This is a genomic window from Streptomyces sp. NPDC104313, from assembly GCF_055583985.1.
Map to the genome: position 1 here is coordinate 194,806 of NZ_JBVJMW010000005.1, position 17,267 is coordinate 212,072.

The following is a 17,267-nucleotide window of genomic DNA, read 5'->3' on the forward strand; positions in this document are numbered from 1 at the left end:
GCTCATGACCGCCGGGACACCCCAGGGGCCTGCGCGGTGACCGCCGCCTACCTCGCGGCCGAGGGCTCCGGGCGCTCGCGAATCGTTCCTGCGGTGAACGTCCGCGTCCGAGCGGGTGAGAAGCGGCCGTCGGGTACGAACCGGTGACCCGGGACCGGTAGAACACGGAAGGGCCGCCGCGGTCGTCATGCCACCGCGCTCCGCGTGCCCGGTGCCGCGACAGGCCGCAGCGGTTGTGACCGCTGTTCCGAGACATTGGTGAAGGAGGCTCGTCCATGAGCCGAGGCTTGATCGTCGTAGACGTGCAGAACGACTTCTGTGAAGGAGGCAGCGTTCCCGTGGCGGGCGGCGCGCGGATCGCGACGAAGATCGCCGACCTGGTGGAGCGGAGCGCGGGCCGCGACTACCAGTACGTCGTGGCCACCCGCGATCACCACATCGACCCGGGAGGACACTTCTCGGAGAACCCGGACTTCAAGGACAGCTTCCCCGTGCACTGCGTGGCCGGGGACGAGGGCGGGGAGTTCCACCCGCACTTCGCGCCCGCCGTCACTGGCGGCAAGGTCGACGCCGTCTTCTTCAAAGGCGCCCACAGCTCCTCCAAGAGCGGCTTCGAAGGCGCCGACGAGCAGGGCACGCCCCTGGCGGACTGGCTGCGCGCCCGAGGGGTCGAGGACGTCGACGTGGTGGGCATCGCCACGGACCACTGCGTGCGCGCCACGGCGCTGGACGCGGTGAAGGCCGGCTTTCGCGCACGCGTACGCCTGGACCACTCCGTCGGCGTCGCCCCCGACACCGTCGCCTCCACCCTGGTCGATTTCCGCGAGGCAGGCATCGCCGTCTCCGGCGAAGCCCCCGTGTCGGGGTAGGCGCCGGGCATGGTCCGGCGCCCGAGGACGGGTGCTTCTGGCGCCGATGCCCGCCGATGCCCGCCGGTTTTGCGACGAGCGGCAGCGCGGCCGCCGAGGAGGGCTACCGCCCGAGGTCTTTCGCACAGCGCTCTGATTCGGGCGAGGGGTGGGTCGAGGCGCGGCCTCGCGGTCAGGCCTTGATGATGCGTACGCCGGGGCCACAGAGCATCAGGAGGTCTTCGGGGTCCGATATCAGGACGGGGCCTTCCGCCATGTGAGCGGGGAAAGCCCTGAACAGCACTGGAAGATAGAAAGTGCTGTTCAGGGCCTACGCGCTCAGCACTCGATGATGTTCACCGCGAGCCCGCCCCGAGCCGTCTCCTTGTACTTGACGCTCATGTCGGCCCCGGTCTCCTTCATGGTCTTGATGACCTTGTCGAGGGAGACCTTGTGGCTGCCGTCGCCCCGCAGCGCCATCCGCGCCGCGGTGACCGCCTTCACCGCCGCCATGCCGTTGCGCTCGATGCAGGGGATCTGGACGAGGCCGCCGACCGGGTCGCAGGTCAGGCCCAGGTTGTGTTCCATGCCGATCTCGGCGGCGTTCTCCACCTGCTCGGGGGAGCCGCCGAGGACCTCTGCCAGGGCGCCGGCCGCCATCGAGCAGGCGGAGCCGACCTCGCCCTGACAGCCGACCTCGGCGCCGGAGATCGAGGCGTTCTCCTTGAACAGCAGGCCGATCGCACCGGCCGCGAGGAGGAAGCGCACGACGCTGTCCTCCTTCTCGGTCTCGGTGCAGCCGCCGGCCGCGAAGTTCATGTAGTAGTGCAGAACGGCGGGGATGATGCCCGCGGCGCCGTTGGTGGGGGCGGTGACCACGCGGCCGCCCGCCGCGTTCTCCTCGTTGACCGCCATCGCGTACAGGGTGATCCACTCCATCGCGTGGGCCTGCGGATCGCCCTCGGCACGCAGCTGGCGGGCCGAGTTCGCGGCGCGGCGGCGGACCTTGAGGCCGCCGGGGAGGATGCCCTCGCGGGACATACCGCGCGAGACGCAGGCCTGCATGACGCGCCAGATGTCCAGCAGCCCGGAGCGGATCTCCGCCTCGGTGCGCCAGGCCAGCTCGTTCTCCAGCATCATCGAGGAGATGGACAGGCCGGTCTCGCGGGAGAGGCGCAGCAGTTCGTCGCCCGTGCGGAAGGGGTGTTTGAGGACCGTGTCGTCCGGGACGATCGGGTTCTCCCCGGCCACCGCGTCCTCGTCGACGACGAAGCCGCCGCCGACCGAGTAGTACGTCTTCTCCAGGACCGATGCGCCCTCGGTGTCGTACGCGAGGATCGTCATGCCGTTGGCGTGGTACGGGAGCGCCTTGCGGCGGTGCAGGACCAGGTCCTCGTCGAAGTCGAACGGGATCTCGTGCATGCCCAGCAGATTGATCCGGCCTTCGGCGCGGATCTCCTCCACCCGGGCGTCGGCCGTCTCCACGTTCACGGTCTGGGGCGACTCGCCCTCCAGGCCGAGCAGGACCGCCTTGGGCGTGCCGTGCCCGTGGCCGGTCGCGCCGAGGGAACCGTACAGCTCGGCCCGTATCGAGGCGGTGTGCGCGAGCAGGCCCTCGTTCTTCAGGCGGCGCGCGAACATCCGGGCGGCGCGCATCGGGCCCACCGTGTGGGAGCTGGACGGGCCGATGCCGACCGAGAAGAGGTCGAAGACCGAGATGGCCACGGGAGTACTCCTTGGGGTTGGAAGACGCCGTTGTCTGCCTGGGTGGTGCGTGAACGGGCCGGGTGGTGCGGAACGGGCCGGGGTGGGGTCCGCGGGGCAAAGAGGGTAAAGAGGGCGAAGGGTGGAGCGGGGGACACGGGTCGGGGCACCGCGCTCACTCTGTTCAGTGTGCGCGGTGCCCCGCCCGAACGTGCAGAACCGCAGGCCAGGTGTTACTTCAGGCCGGGGTACAGCGGGAACTTCTCGGCCAGCGCGAACACGCGGGCCTTGAGGTCGTCCGCGTCGTAGGACGGCTTGAGCGCGGCGGCGATGATCTCCGCGACCTCGGTGAACTCCTCGGTGCCGAAGCCGCGGGTGGCCAGCGCCGGGGTGCCGATCCGCAGGCCGGAGGTGACCATCGGGGGGCGCGGGTCGTTCGGGATGGCGTTCCGGTTGACCGTGATGCCCAGCTCGTGGAGCCGGTCCTCGGCCTGTTGGCCGTCCAGCTCCGAGTTGCGCAGGTCGACCAGGACCAGGTGCACATCGGTGCCGCCGGAGAGGACGGAGACGCCCACCTCGGTGACGTCCGGCTGGATGAGGCGCTCGGCCAGGATCCGCGCGCCGTCCAGGGTGCGCTGCTGGCGCTCCTTGAACTCCTCGCCCGCCGCGATCTTGAACGAGACCGCCTTGGCCGCGATCACATGCTCCAGCGGGCCGCCCTGCTGACCCGGGAAGACCGCCGAGTTGATCTTCTTGGCGAGTTCCTGGGTGGAGAGGATCACGCCGCCGCGCGGACCGCCGAGGGTCTTGTGCGTGGTGGTGGTGACGACGTGGGCGTGCGGCACCGGGTTGGGGTGCAGACCGGCCGCGACCAGGCCCGCGAAGTGCGCCATGTCGACCATCAGGTAGGCGCCGACCTCGTCCGCGATGCGGCGGAAGGCGGCGAAGTCCAGCTGGCGCGGGTAGGCGGACCAGCCGGCCACGATCAGCTTCGGCTGGGACTCCTTGGCGAGGCGCTCGACCTCCTCCATGTCCACGGTGCCGCTCTCGTCGACGTGGTACGGGACCACGTTGTAGAGCTTGCCGGAGAAGTTGATCTTCATGCCGTGGGTCAGGTGACCGCCGTGGGCCAGGTTCAGGCCCATGATCGTGTCGCCCGGCTTCAGCAGCGCGAACATCGCGGCGGCGTTCGCCTGGGCGCCGGAGTGCGGCTGCACGTTCGCGGCCTCGGCCCCGAACAGGGCCTTGACCCGGTCGATCGCGATCTGCTCGACGACGTCGACGTGCTCACAGCCACCGTAGTAGCGGCGGCCCGGGTAGCCCTCGGCGTACTTGTTGGTGAGGACGGAGCCCTGCGCCTCCATGACGGCGACCGGAGCGAAGTTCTCCGAGGCGATCATTTCGAGGGTGGACTGCTGACGGTGGAGCTCGGCGTCGACGGCGGCGGCGACGTCCGGGTCCAGCTCGTGGAGGGAGGAGTTCAGAAGCGACATCAGGGGGTCCCTTAAGGTCTCAGTTGCCGGAGAACGCGGTGTACTCGTCGGCGGAGAGCAGGTCGGCCGGCTCCTCCGCGACGCGCACCTTGAACAGCCAGCCGCCCTCGAAGGGAGCGGAGTTCACCAGCGAGGGGTCGTCCACGACGTCCTGGTTGGCCGCCGTCACCTCACCGGTCACCGGCGAGTACAGATCGCTGACGGACTTGGTCGACTCCAGTTCGCCGCAGGTCTCGCCCGCGGTCACCGCGTCGCCGACCTCCGGGAGCTGCGCGAAGACGACGTCACCGAGCGCGTTGGCCGCGTACTCCGTGATGCCGATGGTGGCGACGCCGTCCTCGAGGGCCGACAGCCACTCGTGCTCCTTGCTGTACCGCAGCTGCTGGGGGTTGCTCATGACCTGAATTCTCCTGTACGCGGGGGAGTGCTGATGAACGGTGGTCTTACGGTGTGAGACGGAGGTACGTCACTTCCGTGACGCCTGCGCGTGGTGAGAAGGCCCGGGTTCCCCGGGGGTATCACTTCTGGCGCTTGTAGAACGGCAGCGCGACGACCTCGTACGGCTCGTGCGTGCCGCGGATGTCCACGCCCACGCCCTCGGTGCCCGGCGCGGCGAAGGCCGCGTCCACGTAGGCCATGGCGATCGGCTTGCCCAGGGTCGGGGACGGGGCGCCGGAGGTGACCTCGCCGATCACCTTGCCGTCGGCGACGACGGGGAAGCCCGCGCGCGGGACCCGGCGGCCCTCGGCGATCAGGCCCACGAGCTTGCGCGGCGGGGCGGTCCCGGCGCGCTCGGCGGCGGCGGTCAGGGCCGCGCGCCCGACGAAGTCGCCCTCCTTCTCGAACTTCACGACCCGGCCCAGGCCCGCGTCGAACGGGGTGAGCGCGGTCGTCAGCTCGTGCCCGTACAGCGGCATGCCCGCCTCCAGACGCAGCGTGTCCCGGCAGGAGAGCCCGCAGGGGATCAGGCCGTACGGGGAGCCGGCCTCGGTCAGCGCCCGCCACAGCCGCTCGGCGTGCTCGGGGGCGACGAACAGCTCGAAGCCGTCCTCGCCGGTGTAGCCGGTGCGGGCGATGAGCGCCGGGACCCCGGCGACCGTGCCCGGCAGGCCCGCGTAGTACTTCAGCCCGTCCAGGTCGGCGTCGGTGACGGCCTTCATGATGGCGGGCGACTCGGGGCCCTGGACCGCGAGCAGCGCGTAGGCGTCCCGGTCGTCACGTACCTCGGCGTCGAAGCCCCCGACGCGGGCGGTCAGCGCGTCCAGCACGATCTGGGCGTTGCCCGCGTTGGCGACGACCATGTACTCCGTCCCACCGAGGCGGTAGACGATCAGGTCGTCCACGATGCCGCCGTCCTCCTGGACGATCATCGTGTAGCGGGCCCGGCCGTTGCCGACGGTAGCGATGTTGCCCACCAGCGCGTAGCTCAGGAAGGCGGCGGCCTCGGGCCCGGTGACGGTGATCTCGCCCATGTGCGACAGGTCGAAGAGGCCGGCCCGGGTGCGGACGGCGTTGTGCTCGTCGCGCTCACTGGCGTACCGCAGGGGCATGTCCCAGCCCGCGAAGTCGGTCATGGTGGCGCCGAGCGCGCGGTGCGAAGCGTCGAGGGCGGTGAGACGGGGGGCAGTGCTCATGGATACGGCTCCAGGGCATGACGACGTCAGGACGAATCCTCCCCATCTGTCATCGGAACCTGAGAGGTTCGCCGATAGCCCCTGACGGGGTATGCCCCTGGAGGCGCCCCGGATCAGGGGGTTCGGCTTGCACCTTGGGTGGAGCCGCGGAACGGCTCGCTTTTCAGATCTGCCTCATCCACGCGGTACGGGGCCTGAGAGATTCAAGGGAGGATCTTGCTCCTTCGGCGCCCGGCTCACACTGTGGCCGGAACTCTCCCGCGCGGATTCGAACGGCCGGTATGCAGTTGGCGGGGTCATCATCGCACGCATTGGGGGAGAGTGGGGGCCCGGTCCCCACCCGGGTGAAGACGGCGGACGACAGGCCCATAAGCCGGTTGTGCCGCATTGCCTTTTCTTTACACTTCAGAGGCAGACGTGGGGACCCGACGGCAGGGGGATGGGCGATGACGTTGCACCGGTCGGCACCGACCGCGGGGGTCGCGCACGGCGCGATGCCCGCACAGCCCGGCGCTCCCGTGCGGGAGCTGCTGACGGAGGGTGCGCCGGTGGTACGCGACCTGCGCGGGCGCACCGGCGGGAGCCCGTACAGCCTCGATCTCGCCGCCGGTGACGTCGTCGTGGTCTCCGGACTCCCCGGCAGCGGGAAGTCGACCCTCATCCGGCGGGCCGCGCGGGGCCGCGCCATCGACTCCCAGAACACCCGCGACAGCTGGGCCGCCGCCCTGCCCCGTTTACTGCCCTACGCCCTCTACCGCCCCCTGGTCCGCGCGGCGCACTACCTCGGCCTCTGGAACGCCCTGCGCTCCGGTGAATCCGTCGTCGTGCACGACTGCGGCACCCAGACCTGGGTACGCCGCTGGCTCGCCCGGCACGCGGCGAGCCGGGGTCGCACCCTCCATCTGATCCTGCTCGACGTGACGCCCGAGGTGGCGCGGCAGGGGCAGCGCGAGCGTGGGCGCGGGGTCTCCGGCTACGCCTTCGCCCGCCACCGGCACGCGGTCGCCCGGCTGCTCCGCGACACCGAACAGGGGCTGCTGCCGGCCGGCTGCACCTCCGCGGTGCTGCTGGACCGCGAGGCCGCGGGAGCGCTCGGCCGGATCTCCTTCACGGCCCCCGGGGCTTCCACCGCCCCCTGACGGTTAAGGTGCTGGCCGGAGCAGAGGGCCGCCGGGGCGCGGCCGAGGCGGTGGAGAGAGGGCACAGAGACAGTGGACATTCCGGCACCCGCACCGGCACACCCCCAGCAGGGGTGGCCCGCCAACGAGCTCGAAGAGGTGCTGACGGCCTCGCTCGGCGTCCCCGACGCGGGCGGCCGCCTCGTCGAGGTGCTGGGCCGCAGCTCCGTCTGGGTGCCGCTGCCGAACGGCGGCTCCCCCGCGAGCGCGGACCTCGACCTGCCCATGATGGAGATCGACGGTGCGGCCTTTGTCCCCGTCTTCAGCTCCGAGGCCCAGTTCCTCAGCTGCGTCGGCAGCCATATGTCCTTCACCGTCGCGCCCGCCCGCGACTTCGCCCGGGGCCTGCCCCCGCAGGTGGGCATCGCCGTGAATCCGGGCGGCGCGGTCGGCATACCGCTTCCGCCGCCCGCCGTCGCCGAGCTCTGCCGGGCCGGCCGCACCGCCCTGGACGGGGCCGCCACCGGCGGCCGGGTCCGGCTGTTCGAGCCGGACTGGCAGCACGACCCGGTCGACTTCCTCACCGCCGTGTCCGAGGAGTTCGAGGCCACCGGAGTGGTGAGCACCGCACGCCGGGCGCTGGCCAGCATCGAGGGCGGCGAACCGGTCCTCTTCGTCGGCGTCGAGTTCGCCACCTGGGACGGCGCGGGACAGAGCGCGCCCATGGACGCCATCGGGCGCGCGCTCGGCCGGGTCCAGGTGCCCTGGCCGGTCAACCTGGTCCTGCTGGATATGGCGGAGGACCTCGTCGGCGGGTGGATGCGGGAGAAGGTGCGCCCGTTCTACCGGCGCGAGGGCCACTGATCCACCATCGCGAGGACCACTGACGGCAACAGGACCGGGCACCGCCGGACCAGGGCGTCAAGTCGGTGTCAGGATCGGCGCATAAGCTGGTTTGATGGCGTGGTCGCTCCCGTGTGCCCGGGAGCGGTGGCGCGAACGCGACGGATCGACGAGGGGCGGAACCCAGGGTGAGTGCGTCAGGCACCGCGGCGGCCGGTGGAGCCTCCCCTGATCGAGCGGCGGCGAGTGCCTCGGGGAAGGTCGAGCACACGCTGCGCCAGGTGACCCCCGGGCGCTACGACGCCTACGAGGCGCTGCTCGCCGCGGTCGCCGAAGGCCGGGTCTGGATGCTGCTCTGGCACGGCACGGCCGGCTCACCGGACGCCCAGTACGGGAACATGGAGATCGACGGCCTGGGTTACGCCCCCTGCGTCACCTCCGCCCAGGAGCTCTCCGCCAGCGGCTGGAACCGGGCCCACGAGCTGGTCACCGGACGCGATATCGCCCGCTCCCTGTTCCCCGACCGCTGGGGCGTCTGGCTCAATCCGCACGCCCCCGGCGGCGGCGTCGGCATCCCCTGGCTCGACCTGCGGCGCATCGCCACCGGCCTGGACCGGCTGCCCGCCGGACCGCTCCGGCTCTCCGACCCCGCCATCGAACTCCCGCAGTTCTACGCCCTGCTCACGCGGAACGCCCACCGCACCCCCGCGATCCGCTCCCTGCGCCGCGCCTGGGTGCACCCCGCGGTCGGCGTCCCGTATCTCGCGATCGGCCTCGACCTCTACGACACCGGCCGCGCCTCCGTCGAATCGGTGCGCGAGATGATGCGGCAGTCGGTCGGCGCGGTCCCCGAGGGGCTGCCCGTCTCCACCGTCGCCCTGTCCGACGAGTACGACCCGGTCGGCATGTGGCTGCGCGCGAACGCCCGTCCCTTCTACGACCGCGAGGCGCACGCGCCCGCCGGTCCGCCACCTCTCACGGCCCCCGGATACGGTTACCCGCCCCAGCCCCGCTGAACTGCGCCGAGCGGGGCGTCCGGTCACCCTCCGTCGAACACCCCTTCATGTCCGGCTTGTTGACCGCCCACGTGAGGATGTCCCGGAACTGGGCGGTTTGTTAGCTGTCCGGGTCTCGACTAGGTCTCACCGCTATCCGGACTGTTCTCTTGCGGTGGGCACCGTCTGTAGTGTGCGGCCATCAAACCTCACCACATGGCGAACCAGGGGTGGACCCATGCGCATATTCAAGTCCCGGACCGTCCGGGCGATCACGACAGCGGTCGCTGTCGCTCTGATCGCCACGGGCTGTTCCAGCGAGCGGGACGAGGACAGCCCCAAGGGGGGCGACAAGGACACCTTCGTCTTCGCCGGAGCCGGTGACCCCGGTTCCCTCGACCCGGCCCTCGCGAGCGACGGCGAGACGTTCCGCGTCACCCGTCAGGCCTTCGAGGCGCTCCTGGAGCACGAGCCCGGTGGCAGCAAGCTCGTCGGCGGCCTCGCCGAGAAGTGGTCGAGCGACCCGGCCGGCAAGGTCTGGACGTTCAACCTGCGCCAGGGCGTGAAGTTCCACGACGGCGAGGCGTTCAACGCCGCCGCGGTCTGCGCGAACTACGACAACTGGTTCAACTGGAAGGGCACGTACCAGTCCAGCGCGGTCTCCTACTACTGGCAGACCATCATGGGCGGGTTCGCGAAGAACGAGGACGCCGAGGCGCCCAAGCCCAACTACAAGTCCTGCACCGCCAAGGACGACAACACGGCCGTCATCGAGGTGAACGAGCCCTCGGCGAACCTGCCGGGCGGATTCTCCCTCCAGGCGCTGGCGATCCACTCGCCGAAGGCCATCAAGGAGTACGAGAAGCAGGACGCGACCGCCAAGGGCGACGCGATCACGTACCCCAAGTACAGCCAGGAGGCCGGCACGGTCGCCGGCACCGGCCCGTACAAGATCACGAAGTGGAACAAGGGCAACAAGGAAGTCTCCCTCGAGCGCTTCGACGGCTACTGGGGCGACAAGGCCAAGGTGAAGAACCTGGTCTTCCGCACCATCTCCACCGAGGAGACCCGCCGCCAGGCGCTCCAGGCGGGTGACATCGACGGCTACGACCTGGTCGCGCCGGCCGATGTGACGACGCTGGAGAAGGAGGGTTACGAGGTCCCGACCCGTGACGTCTTCAACATCTTCTACCTCGGCATGAGCCAGTCGGCGAACCCGGCGCTGAAGAAGCCCGAGGTCCGTCAGGCGATCACCCACGCCATCGACCGCGAGAACCTCGTCAACACCCAGCTGCCCGAGGGCGGCAAGGTCGCGACCCAGTTCATGCCCGACACGGTCGCCGGCTACTCGGACAAGGTGAAGACGTACCCGTTCGACACCGCCAAGGCGAAGAACCTCCTCAAGCAGGCCGGTGCGGAGAAGCTGACCATCGACTTCTGCTACCCGACCGAGGTCACCCGCCCGTACATGCCCGCCCCGCAGGACATGTTCGAGCTGATGAAGGCCGACCTGGAGAAGGCCGGCATCACCGTCAAGCCGAAGGCCATGAAGTGGGCCCCGGACTACCTGGACGCCACCGAGGCGGGCTCCTGCGCCCTGCACATGCTCGGCTGGACCGGTGACTTCAACGACGGCTACAACTTCATCGGCACCTGGTTCGCCGGTCCGGACAAGCAGTGGGGCTTCAAGGACCGACAGGTCTTCGACGCCGTGAACGCCGCTTCCAAGGTCACCGACCCGGCCGCCCGCACCGAGGCCTACAAGAAGGCCAACGAGGCGATCGCGGAGTACGTCCCGGGCGTGCCGATCTCGTCGTCGCCGCCGGCCATCGCGTTCGCCAAGAACGTCAACCCGCCGAAGGTCTCTCCGCTGACGCAGGAGAACTTCGCCGAGGTCTCCTTCAAGTAATCGCACATCAGCGGGTCCGCCCGGCCACAGCAACCAGGTGGCCGGGCGGACCCGCATCGACGCACGTGAGAAAGGGGCATGCGGGGTGCTGCGACTCGTCGTCAGAAGACTTCTCCAGCTCATTCCCACCCTGCTCGGCCTGTCGGTCCTGCTGTTCCTCTGGCTGAACCGACTGCCCGGCGGACCCGCCTCAGCGATCCTGGGCGAGCGGGCCACCGAAGCCGAAGTAGCGAGAATCAACAGGGCACTCGGGCTCGACGAGCCGGTCCACGTCCAGTACTGGCGGTTCCTCAAGCGCATCTTCGAGCTCGACCTCGGAACCTCCACCCAGACCGGCCAGCCGGTGTGGGACGAATTCACCCTGCGCTTCCCGGCCACCGTGGAGCTCAGCGTCGCCGCGATCCTGATCGCCGTGGTCGTGGGCATTCCGATGGGCTACCTGGCGGCCAGGCACCGCGGTGGCTGGCTGGACGTCGCCTCCGTCTCCGGATCACTGCTCGGCATCTGCATCCCGGTCTTCTTCCTGGCCATGCTGCTGCGCGGGATCTTCTCCGTGGAGCTGGGCTGGTTCCCGAGCCAGGGCCGGCTCACCACCGGGCTCAACGCCACCGACGTCACCGGATTCGCCGTCCTGGACGGCTTGTTGACCGGCGAGCTCGACGCGAGCTGGGACGCGATCATGCACTTGATCCTGCCCGCCGTCGCACTGGCCTCGATCCCGCTGGCCGTCATCGTCCGGATGACCCGCGCCAGCGTCCTGGAGGTACTCGGCGAGGACTACATCCGCACCGCCGAGTCCAAGGGCCTCGACAAGAAGACCGTGCGCGGGCGCCATGTGCTGCGCAACGCCCTGCTGCCCGTGATCACCGCGGTCGGCCTGCTGACCGGCAGTCTGCTCTCCGGTGCGGTGCTCACCGAGTCCGTCTTCGACTTCGGCGGCATCGGCTCCTTCATCCGTACCGCGATCGACGGCCGCGACTACCCGGTCCTCGTCGGGTTCATTCTCTTCATCGCGATGGTGTACGTGCTGATCAACCTGCTGGTCGACCTCGCGTACAGCATCATCGACCCGAGAGTGCGGGTGCACTGACGTGACGATCCTGACCAACAAGGCCGACAAGATCGACCGTCTCGCCGAGCTGACACAGAGCTCCGAGACCGTCACCGGCAGCAGCCTGTGGCGCGAGGCGTTCCGCCGGATGCGGTCCAGCAAGATGGCGATCATCGGCGCGGCGATCATCGGCGCGTTCATCCTGGTCGCCATCGTCGGGCCGATGCTGGCCCCGCACGGGCCCACCGCGCAGATCTGGCGCAGCGAGGTCTTCCCCAACCAGGGCAAGTTCGTCGGCATGCGCGGCGAGAACTGGTTCGGCCTGGACCACCTGGGCCGCGACATGTTCTCCCGCTGGCTCGTCGGGGCCCGGCAGACGCTGCTCGTCGGTGTCGTCTCCATGCTCATCGGCCTGATCGTCGGCGCGCTGGTCGGTGTGCTCTCCGGAGCCGCCGCCACCCTCGGTGGCAAGGTCGGCCAGCGTGTCGACACCGTGATCATGCGGTTCACCGACATCATGCTGTCGCTTCCCTCGCTGCTCCTCGCGGTCTCCATCGCGGCGGTCCTCGGCCAGTCGCTGACCACCGTGATGATCGCCGTGGGTGTCGTCCAGATCCCCGTATTCGCCCGCCTGCTGCGCGGTTCGATGCTGGTCCAGGGCGGCGCGGACTATGTGCTCGCCGCCAAGGCGGTCGGCATCCGGCGCAAGCGGATCGTGCTCACGCAGATCCTGCCGAACTCGCTGAGCCCGGTGATCGTCCAGGCCACGCTGAGCCTGGCCACCGCGATCATCGAGGCCGCGGCCCTGTCCTACCTGGGCCTCGGCAACCCCGACCCGGCCGTTCCCGAGTGGGGTGTGATGCTCTCCCAGGCACAGCGCTTCTTCGACAACGAGCCGATGATGGCCGCCTACCCGGCCGTCGGGATCATCATCACCGCCCTCGGCTTCACCCTGCTCGGCGAGGCCATGCGCGAAGCCCTCGACCCGAAGTTGCGAGGCTGAAGTCCCATGTCACTGCTCTCCGTTGAGGAACTCAGCGTCACCTTCACCGCCCGCGGCCGCAAGGACGCCACGGCCGTGGACGGTGTCTCCTTCGAGGTCGACCAGGGCCAGGTCGTGGGCCTGGTCGGCGAGTCGGGCTGCGGCAAGTCCGTCACCTCGCTCGCCCTGATGGGCCTGCTGCCCCGCAAGGGCGTGCGCGTCGGCGGCCGTGCCGAGTTCGACGGTCAGAACCTGCTGACCATGAACGAGCGCAAGCTCCGCGACCTGCGCGGCAGTCAGCTCGCGATGATCTTCCAGGACCCGCTCTCCTCGCTGAACCCGGTCGTCCCCATCGGGATCCAGGTCACCGAGATCCTCCAGCGCCACCGCGGTCTGAGGGGCGAGAAGGCCCGCAAGGAAGCCGCGTCCCTGCTCGACCGGGTCGGCATCCCCGACCCGGACCGGCGGCTCAAGGAGTATCCGCACCAGCTCTCCGGCGGCATGCGCCAGCGGGCGCTGATCGCCATGGCGGTCGCCTGCGCCCCCCGGCTGCTGATCGCCGACGAGCCGACGACCGCCCTGGACGTGACCATCCAGGCGCAGATCCTGGAGCTCCTGAAGGAGCTGGTCGATCAGGAGGGCACCGCCCTGCTGATGATCACGCACGACCTCGGCGTCGTCGCCGGCCTCTGCGACGAGGTCAACGTCCTCTACGCGGGACGGGCGGTGGAATCGGCGGGCCGCCGCGAGCTGTTCGCCCACCCCACCCACCCGTACGCGCACGGACTGCTCGGCTCCATCCCGCGGCTGGACGCGCCGCGCGGCGAGCCGTTGCGCCCGATCCGCGGGTCCATCAACGACAAGATCGCCTGGGCCGACGGCTGCGCGTTCGCACCCCGGTGCGACCACTACACGATGGAGTGCCTCACCGGCACTCCCGAACTGACCGAACCACGCACGGCCGGACACCAGGTGCGCTGCGTCAACCCGGTCCTGCCCAAGGCGGAGGTCCCGGCATGAGCCTTCTCGAACTGGACGGCGTCAAAGTCCACTTCCCGGTGAAGAAGGGCCTCTTCTTCGACCGTACGGTGGGCCACGTCTACGCGGTCGACGGCGTCTCGCTGAGCGTCGAGGCCGGTCAGACGTACGGTCTGGTGGGTGAGTCGGGCTGCGGCAAGACGACGCTCGGCCGCGCGGTCCTGCGGCTGAACGACATCACCGAGGGCGGGGTCGTCTTCGACGGCACCGACCTGGCGAAGCTGCCCTCCGAGGAGATGCGGGCCTTCCGCCGCCGGCTCCAGATGGTCTTCCAGGACCCGCTGGGCAGCCTCAACCCCCGGCAGAACATCGAGTCCATCCTCGCCGAGGGCATGGCCGCCCACGGCATCGGGAAGGACGCGGCGGAGCGCCGGAAGAAGATCGAGTCCATCCTCGCCAAGGTCGGCCTGCCGTCCAACGCGATGTCCCGCTACCCGCACGAGTTCTCCGGCGGCCAGCGCCAGCGCATCGGCATCGCCCGCGCGCTGGTGCTGGAGCCGGACGTGATCATCTGCGACGAGCCGGTGTCCGCGCTGGACGTCTCGGTCCAGGCGCAGGTGATCAACCTGCTGGAGGAGCTCCAGGAGTCGCTGGGCCTGACCTACCTGGTCATCGCGCACGACCTCGCCGTGGTCCGGCACATCTCGGACGTCATCGGGGTGATGTATCTCGGCGGGCTCGTCGAGGAGGCCCCGAGCGACGCGCTGTACGCGGGGCCCCGGCACCCGTACACCAAGGCGCTGATGTCGGCCGTCCCGGTGCCCGACCCCGAGGTGGAGGACCGTCGCGAGCGCATCCTGCTCCACGGCGACCTGCCCTCCCCGGCGAACCCGCCGACCGGCTGCCGGTTCCACACCCGCTGCCCGTGGGTGCAGGAGACCAAGTGCGCCACGGAGCGCCCGCCGCTGCTGGACACCGGCGACGGGCACAAGGTGGCCTGCCACTTCACGGCCGGGATCGAGGCAGGGACGGTCAAGCAGACCCTGGCCACGGGCATCGAGGCGGTCACCGGCACGGAAACGGTGGCGGCCGAAGCCGTGGAGACCGCGGAAACCGAGGCTCCCGCGAAGGAACCCGCGACCGTACCGGCCCAGGCCGCCGCGGACGCCACGCAACAGGTGGAGGAAGGCCCCAAGGCCTAGAAGGCGCCCGGCACCGGCACAATTGCCCGGTGCTCACCGAACTGTTCCCGCCCTCCGTCCAGCATGCGCTCGATCTCGCCGGGATCTTCGTCTTCGCGATCTCGGGCGCCCTGCTCGCCGTCCGCAAGAACTTCGATGTCTTCGGCATCGCGGTTCTCGCGGAGGTGACAGCGCTGGGCGGAGGGCTGTTCCGCGATGTGATGATCGGCGCGATCCCGCCCGCCGCCTTCACCGACCTCGGCTACTTCATCACCCCGCTGTTCGCCGCCGGCCTGGTCTACTTCCTCCACCCGCACGTGGAGCGCATCCAGGTCGGCGTCAACGTCTTCGACGCGGCGGGGCTCGGCCTCTTCTGCGTGACCGGCACGGTCAAGGCGTACGAGTACGGCCTCGGACTCACCGCGTCGGCGGTGATGGGCCTGGCCACCGCGGTCGGCGGTGGTGTGCTGCGCGACGTGCTGGCCAACGAGGTGCCGTCCCTGCTGCGCTGGGACCGCGACCTGTACGCGGTGCCCGCGATCGTCGGGGCGACCATGGTCGTCCTGTGTATCCGCTTCGACACCCTCAACGCCCTGACCAGCGGGCTCGCGGTGATCGCCGCGTTCGTCCTGCGGCTGCTGGCGCTGCGCTTCCACTGGCGCGCGCCCCGCGCGTACAACCGCTCCTCCGCGCGCGCCGAGGAGGGCTCGGCGACGACCTGAGCCCCGGGTCGCGGCGATCCGGCTCCCCAAAAGCTACCGCTCAGTAGCGAGGTCCCTGTACCGTGCGTGCCATGGCACAGGCAGCGACTGGGGCGGCGCAGACCGCACGGGCAACCATCGGCGACAGCGAGTTCGACCGGGACACCGCGGTCATCCTGCGCGAGGAGGGCGTCTACGACGCCGAGCTCTCCGCGGGCTGGACCATCATCCACGCCGTCAACGGCGGCTATCTGCTGGCTCTGCTCGGCCGGGCGCTGGGCGACGCCCTGCCGCACTCCGACCCGTTCTCCGTCTCGGCGCACTACCTCACCGCCTCCGTGCCCGGACCCGCCGTCGTACGCACCCAGACCGTCCGCACCGGCCGCACCCTCTCCACGGGCCAGGCCTCCCTCTTCCAGTACGCCGAGGACGGCAGCGAGGTCGAGCGCATCCGGGTCCTGGCCACCTACGGCGACCTGGACGCGCTCCCCGACGACGTCCGCACGACGGCCCGGCCGCCCGCCATGCCCGACCGGGACCACTGCCTCGGCCCGAGCGACGGCGCTCCCGAGATCCCCGGAAGCTCCGCCATCACCGACCGTCTGGACATCAAGCTCGACCCGGCGACCGTCGGCTGGGCCGTCGGAGCCCCGTCCGGCAAGGGCGAGATGCGCGGCTGGTTCGGCCTGGCCGACGGCCGTGACCCGGACCCGCTGTCGCTGCTGCTCACCGTGGACGCCCTGCCGCCGACCTCGTTCGAGCTGGGCCTGCCCGGCTGGACCCCCACCGTCGAGCTGACCACCCACATCCGCTGCCGCCCCGCCCCGGGCCCGCTGCGCGTCTCCATCACCACCCGCAACCTCGCGGGCGGCTTCCTGGAGGAGGACGCGGAGGTCTGGGACAGCGCCGACCGTCTCGTCGCCCAGTCCCGCCAGCTGGCCAAGGCCCCGCGCGGCGCGTAGGACCCCTCGCCGGCCCTTCACTCCCAGACCGCGGACTCCGGATCGACGCCGTGAGCCCCGGCGTTGGCCGCGATGACCTCGTACAGCCAGCCGCCGAGTCCCGGCGCGATCGCGTCGTAGTGCGCGACGTAGCCGGGATCGGTGACATACGTCCGGCCGATGCAGACCTGCATGGCGTACGTGCAGTCGAAGTACGTCGAGATCTGCGCGCGGTGCCGCTCCGCGAGCGCGTCCGCGACCTCCGACCCCGGAGCGACGCCCGTACGGTACGCGGTGGTGAGGCCGGCGGTCAGGGCCCGGGCGGCCGCCGCCACGCCCTTCCAGTCCTCGTGGCTCATCCGGGCCGCCCGCCGCGCGTACTGCGCCCACTGGTCCGTGCCGCCCCAGCGCTCCTCGGCCTCCTCGGTCCGGGCGGGCTCCCAGTCGTCCCCGAAGATCTCCACCTGTTCCTCGGGCGTCAGCCGGATCCCGGGCTTCGACTCCAGCAGCATGCGGTCCACCGCACCCACCATCCGCTCCAGCCGGGAGATCCGCTCCACGAGCTGCCCCCGCTGCCGGTGCAGATGCTCGCGCGCGTCGACCTCCGGGTCGTCCAGGAGCCGCCCGATCGCGGCGAGCGGGATGCCGATCTCCCGGTAGACCAGGACCCGGTGGAGCCGGGCGACGTCCTCGTCCCCGTACACCCGGTACCCGGCCCCGGTGCGCCCGCCCGGCCGCACCAGGCCGATCGTGTCCCAGTGGTGCAGCGTCTTCACACTGACCCCGACGAGCTCGGCTGTCCGCCCGACGGTCAGGCCGTCGGCGGGCGGCTCCCCGGGGCGTCGGTCCTCGTTCCTCATCGGCCCAGTCTCCCCCGGCCGGGGAGCGG

Annotated in this window: 16 protein-coding genes and 1 riboswitch; of the genes, 11 read left to right on the forward strand and 5 right to left on the reverse strand. The window is 70.5% G+C overall.

The genetic code is table 11. The features are described from left to right. The first annotated feature begins 275 nt into the window (after window positions 1-275). Window positions 276-869: an isochorismatase family protein gene (locus ACZ60Q_RS14365; RefSeq protein ID WP_469633197.1), complete on the forward strand. Its 594-nt coding sequence runs from the start codon at window positions 276-278 to the stop codon at window positions 867-869. Window positions 870-1,187: 318 nt separating this feature from the next. On the opposite strand, the gene ACZ60Q_RS14370 is transcribed toward ACZ60Q_RS14365, so the two are convergent. The 4 genes from ACZ60Q_RS14370 to gcvT all read right to left on the reverse strand — a co-directional run bounded on the left by ACZ60Q_RS14370 (window position 1,188) and on the right by gcvT (window position 5,679). Continuing rightward, entirely contained in the window at window positions 1,188-2,573 is a 1,386-nt protein-coding gene (locus ACZ60Q_RS14370; protein ID WP_469633199.1) for an L-serine ammonia-lyase, read from the reverse strand. A 212-nt stretch (window positions 2,574-2,785) separates the two neighbouring features. After that, window positions 2,786-4,045 carry a serine hydroxymethyltransferase gene (glyA, locus tag ACZ60Q_RS14375; protein ID WP_469633200.1) on the reverse strand — a complete coding sequence of 420 codons (1,260 nt, stop codon included), beginning with the start codon at window positions 4,043-4,045 and terminating at the stop codon, window positions 2,786-2,788. A 19-nt stretch (window positions 4,046-4,064) separates the two neighbouring features. After that, window positions 4,065-4,442, reverse strand: coding sequence for a glycine cleavage system protein GcvH (gene gcvH / locus ACZ60Q_RS14380; protein WP_469633204.1), 378 nt, complete (start codon window positions 4,440-4,442; stop codon window positions 4,065-4,067). 121 nt (window positions 4,443-4,563) lie between these two features. Then, window positions 4,564-5,679: a glycine cleavage system aminomethyltransferase GcvT gene (gene gcvT / locus ACZ60Q_RS14385; protein WP_469633206.1), complete on the reverse strand. Its 1,116-nt coding sequence runs from the start codon at window positions 5,677-5,679 to the stop codon at window positions 4,564-4,566. A 173-nt stretch (window positions 5,680-5,852) separates the two neighbouring features. Further along, window positions 5,853-5,950, reverse strand: a riboswitch (glycine riboswitch). A gap of 175 nt (window positions 5,951-6,125) precedes the next feature. Here gcvT and ACZ60Q_RS14390 point away from each other — a divergent pair. The 10 genes from ACZ60Q_RS14390 to ACZ60Q_RS14435 all read left to right on the forward strand — a co-directional run bounded on the left by ACZ60Q_RS14390 (window position 6,126) and on the right by ACZ60Q_RS14435 (window position 16,399). After that, window positions 6,126-6,818 (forward strand): AAA family ATPase, encoded by a 693-nt coding sequence (locus ACZ60Q_RS14390; RefSeq protein ID WP_469633209.1) that lies wholly within the window; start codon window positions 6,126-6,128, stop codon window positions 6,816-6,818. 72 nt (window positions 6,819-6,890) lie between these two features. Then, complete coding sequence (locus ACZ60Q_RS14395; protein WP_469633212.1) at window positions 6,891-7,661, forward strand: enhanced serine sensitivity protein SseB; 771 nt, start codon at window positions 6,891-6,893, stop codon at window positions 7,659-7,661. 167 nt (window positions 7,662-7,828) lie between these two features. Then, window positions 7,829-8,656 (forward strand): enhanced serine sensitivity protein SseB C-terminal domain-containing protein, encoded by an 828-nt coding sequence (locus ACZ60Q_RS14400; protein ID WP_469633214.1) that lies wholly within the window; start codon window positions 7,829-7,831, stop codon window positions 8,654-8,656. A gap of 217 nt (window positions 8,657-8,873) precedes the next feature. Next, window positions 8,874-10,544 carry an ABC transporter substrate-binding protein gene (locus ACZ60Q_RS14405; protein ID WP_469633216.1) on the forward strand — a complete coding sequence of 557 codons (1,671 nt, stop codon included), beginning with the start codon at window positions 8,874-8,876 and terminating at the stop codon, window positions 10,542-10,544. A gap of 85 nt (window positions 10,545-10,629) precedes the next feature. Next, window positions 10,630-11,634, forward strand: coding sequence for an ABC transporter permease (locus ACZ60Q_RS14410; RefSeq protein WP_469633219.1), 1,005 nt, complete (start codon window positions 10,630-10,632; stop codon window positions 11,632-11,634). Between the two features lies 1 nt (window position 11,635). Then, window positions 11,636-12,598, forward strand: a complete 963-nt coding sequence (locus tag ACZ60Q_RS14415) for an ABC transporter permease (RefSeq protein ID WP_469633222.1) — start codon at window positions 11,636-11,638, stop codon at window positions 12,596-12,598. A 6-nt stretch (window positions 12,599-12,604) separates the two neighbouring features. Next, window positions 12,605-13,597: an ABC transporter ATP-binding protein gene (locus tag ACZ60Q_RS14420; protein WP_469633225.1), complete on the forward strand. Its 993-nt coding sequence runs from the start codon at window positions 12,605-12,607 to the stop codon at window positions 13,595-13,597. Continuing rightward, window positions 13,594-14,757, forward strand: coding sequence for an ABC transporter ATP-binding protein (locus ACZ60Q_RS14425; RefSeq protein ID WP_469633228.1), 1,164 nt, complete (start codon window positions 13,594-13,596; stop codon window positions 14,755-14,757). The genes ACZ60Q_RS14420 and ACZ60Q_RS14425 overlap by 4 nt, the downstream gene beginning before the upstream one ends. A gap of 29 nt (window positions 14,758-14,786) precedes the next feature. Continuing rightward, window positions 14,787-15,458: a trimeric intracellular cation channel family protein gene (locus tag ACZ60Q_RS14430; protein ID WP_469633232.1), complete on the forward strand. Its 672-nt coding sequence runs from the start codon at window positions 14,787-14,789 to the stop codon at window positions 15,456-15,458. Between the two features lie 71 nt (window positions 15,459-15,529). Further along, entirely contained in the window at window positions 15,530-16,399 is an 870-nt protein-coding gene (locus ACZ60Q_RS14435; RefSeq protein WP_469633234.1) for a thioesterase family protein, read from the forward strand. Window positions 16,400-16,416: 17 nt separating this feature from the next. Here the strand turns inward: ACZ60Q_RS14435 and ACZ60Q_RS14440 are convergent, their stop codons facing one another. Beyond that, entirely contained in the window at window positions 16,417-17,238 is an 822-nt protein-coding gene (locus tag ACZ60Q_RS14440; protein WP_469633237.1) for a MerR family transcriptional regulator, read from the reverse strand. Between the last annotated feature and the right edge of the window lie 29 nt (window positions 17,239-17,267).

Excerpts from the sequence above, each read along its gene's own strand:
- ACZ60Q_RS14365 (WP_469633197.1), top strand. The coding sequence starts at position 276 with ATGAGCCGAGGCTTGATCGTCGTAGACGTGCAGAACGACTTCTGTGAA.
- glyA (WP_469633200.1), bottom strand. The coding sequence starts at position 4,045 with ATGTCGCTTCTGAACTCCTCCCTCCACGAGCTGGACCCGGACGTCGCC.
- gcvH (WP_469633204.1), bottom strand. The coding sequence starts at position 4,442 with ATGAGCAACCCCCAGCAGCTGCGGTACAGCAAGGAGCACGAGTGGCTG.
- gcvT (WP_469633206.1), bottom strand. The coding sequence starts at position 5,679 with ATGAGCACTGCCCCCCGTCTCACCGCCCTCGACGCTTCGCACCGCGCG.
- ACZ60Q_RS14390 (WP_469633209.1), top strand. The coding sequence starts at position 6,126 with ATGACGTTGCACCGGTCGGCACCGACCGCGGGGGTCGCGCACGGCGCG.
- ACZ60Q_RS14405 (WP_469633216.1), top strand. The coding sequence starts at position 8,874 with ATGCGCATATTCAAGTCCCGGACCGTCCGGGCGATCACGACAGCGGTC.
- ACZ60Q_RS14420 (WP_469633225.1), top strand. The coding sequence starts at position 12,605 with ATGTCACTGCTCTCCGTTGAGGAACTCAGCGTCACCTTCACCGCCCGC.
- ACZ60Q_RS14425 (WP_469633228.1), top strand. The coding sequence starts at position 13,594 with ATGAGCCTTCTCGAACTGGACGGCGTCAAAGTCCACTTCCCGGTGAAG.
- ACZ60Q_RS14435 (WP_469633234.1), top strand. The coding sequence starts at position 15,530 with ATGGCACAGGCAGCGACTGGGGCGGCGCAGACCGCACGGGCAACCATC.
- ACZ60Q_RS14440 (WP_469633237.1), bottom strand. The coding sequence starts at position 17,238 with ATGAGGAACGAGGACCGACGCCCCGGGGAGCCGCCCGCCGACGGCCTG.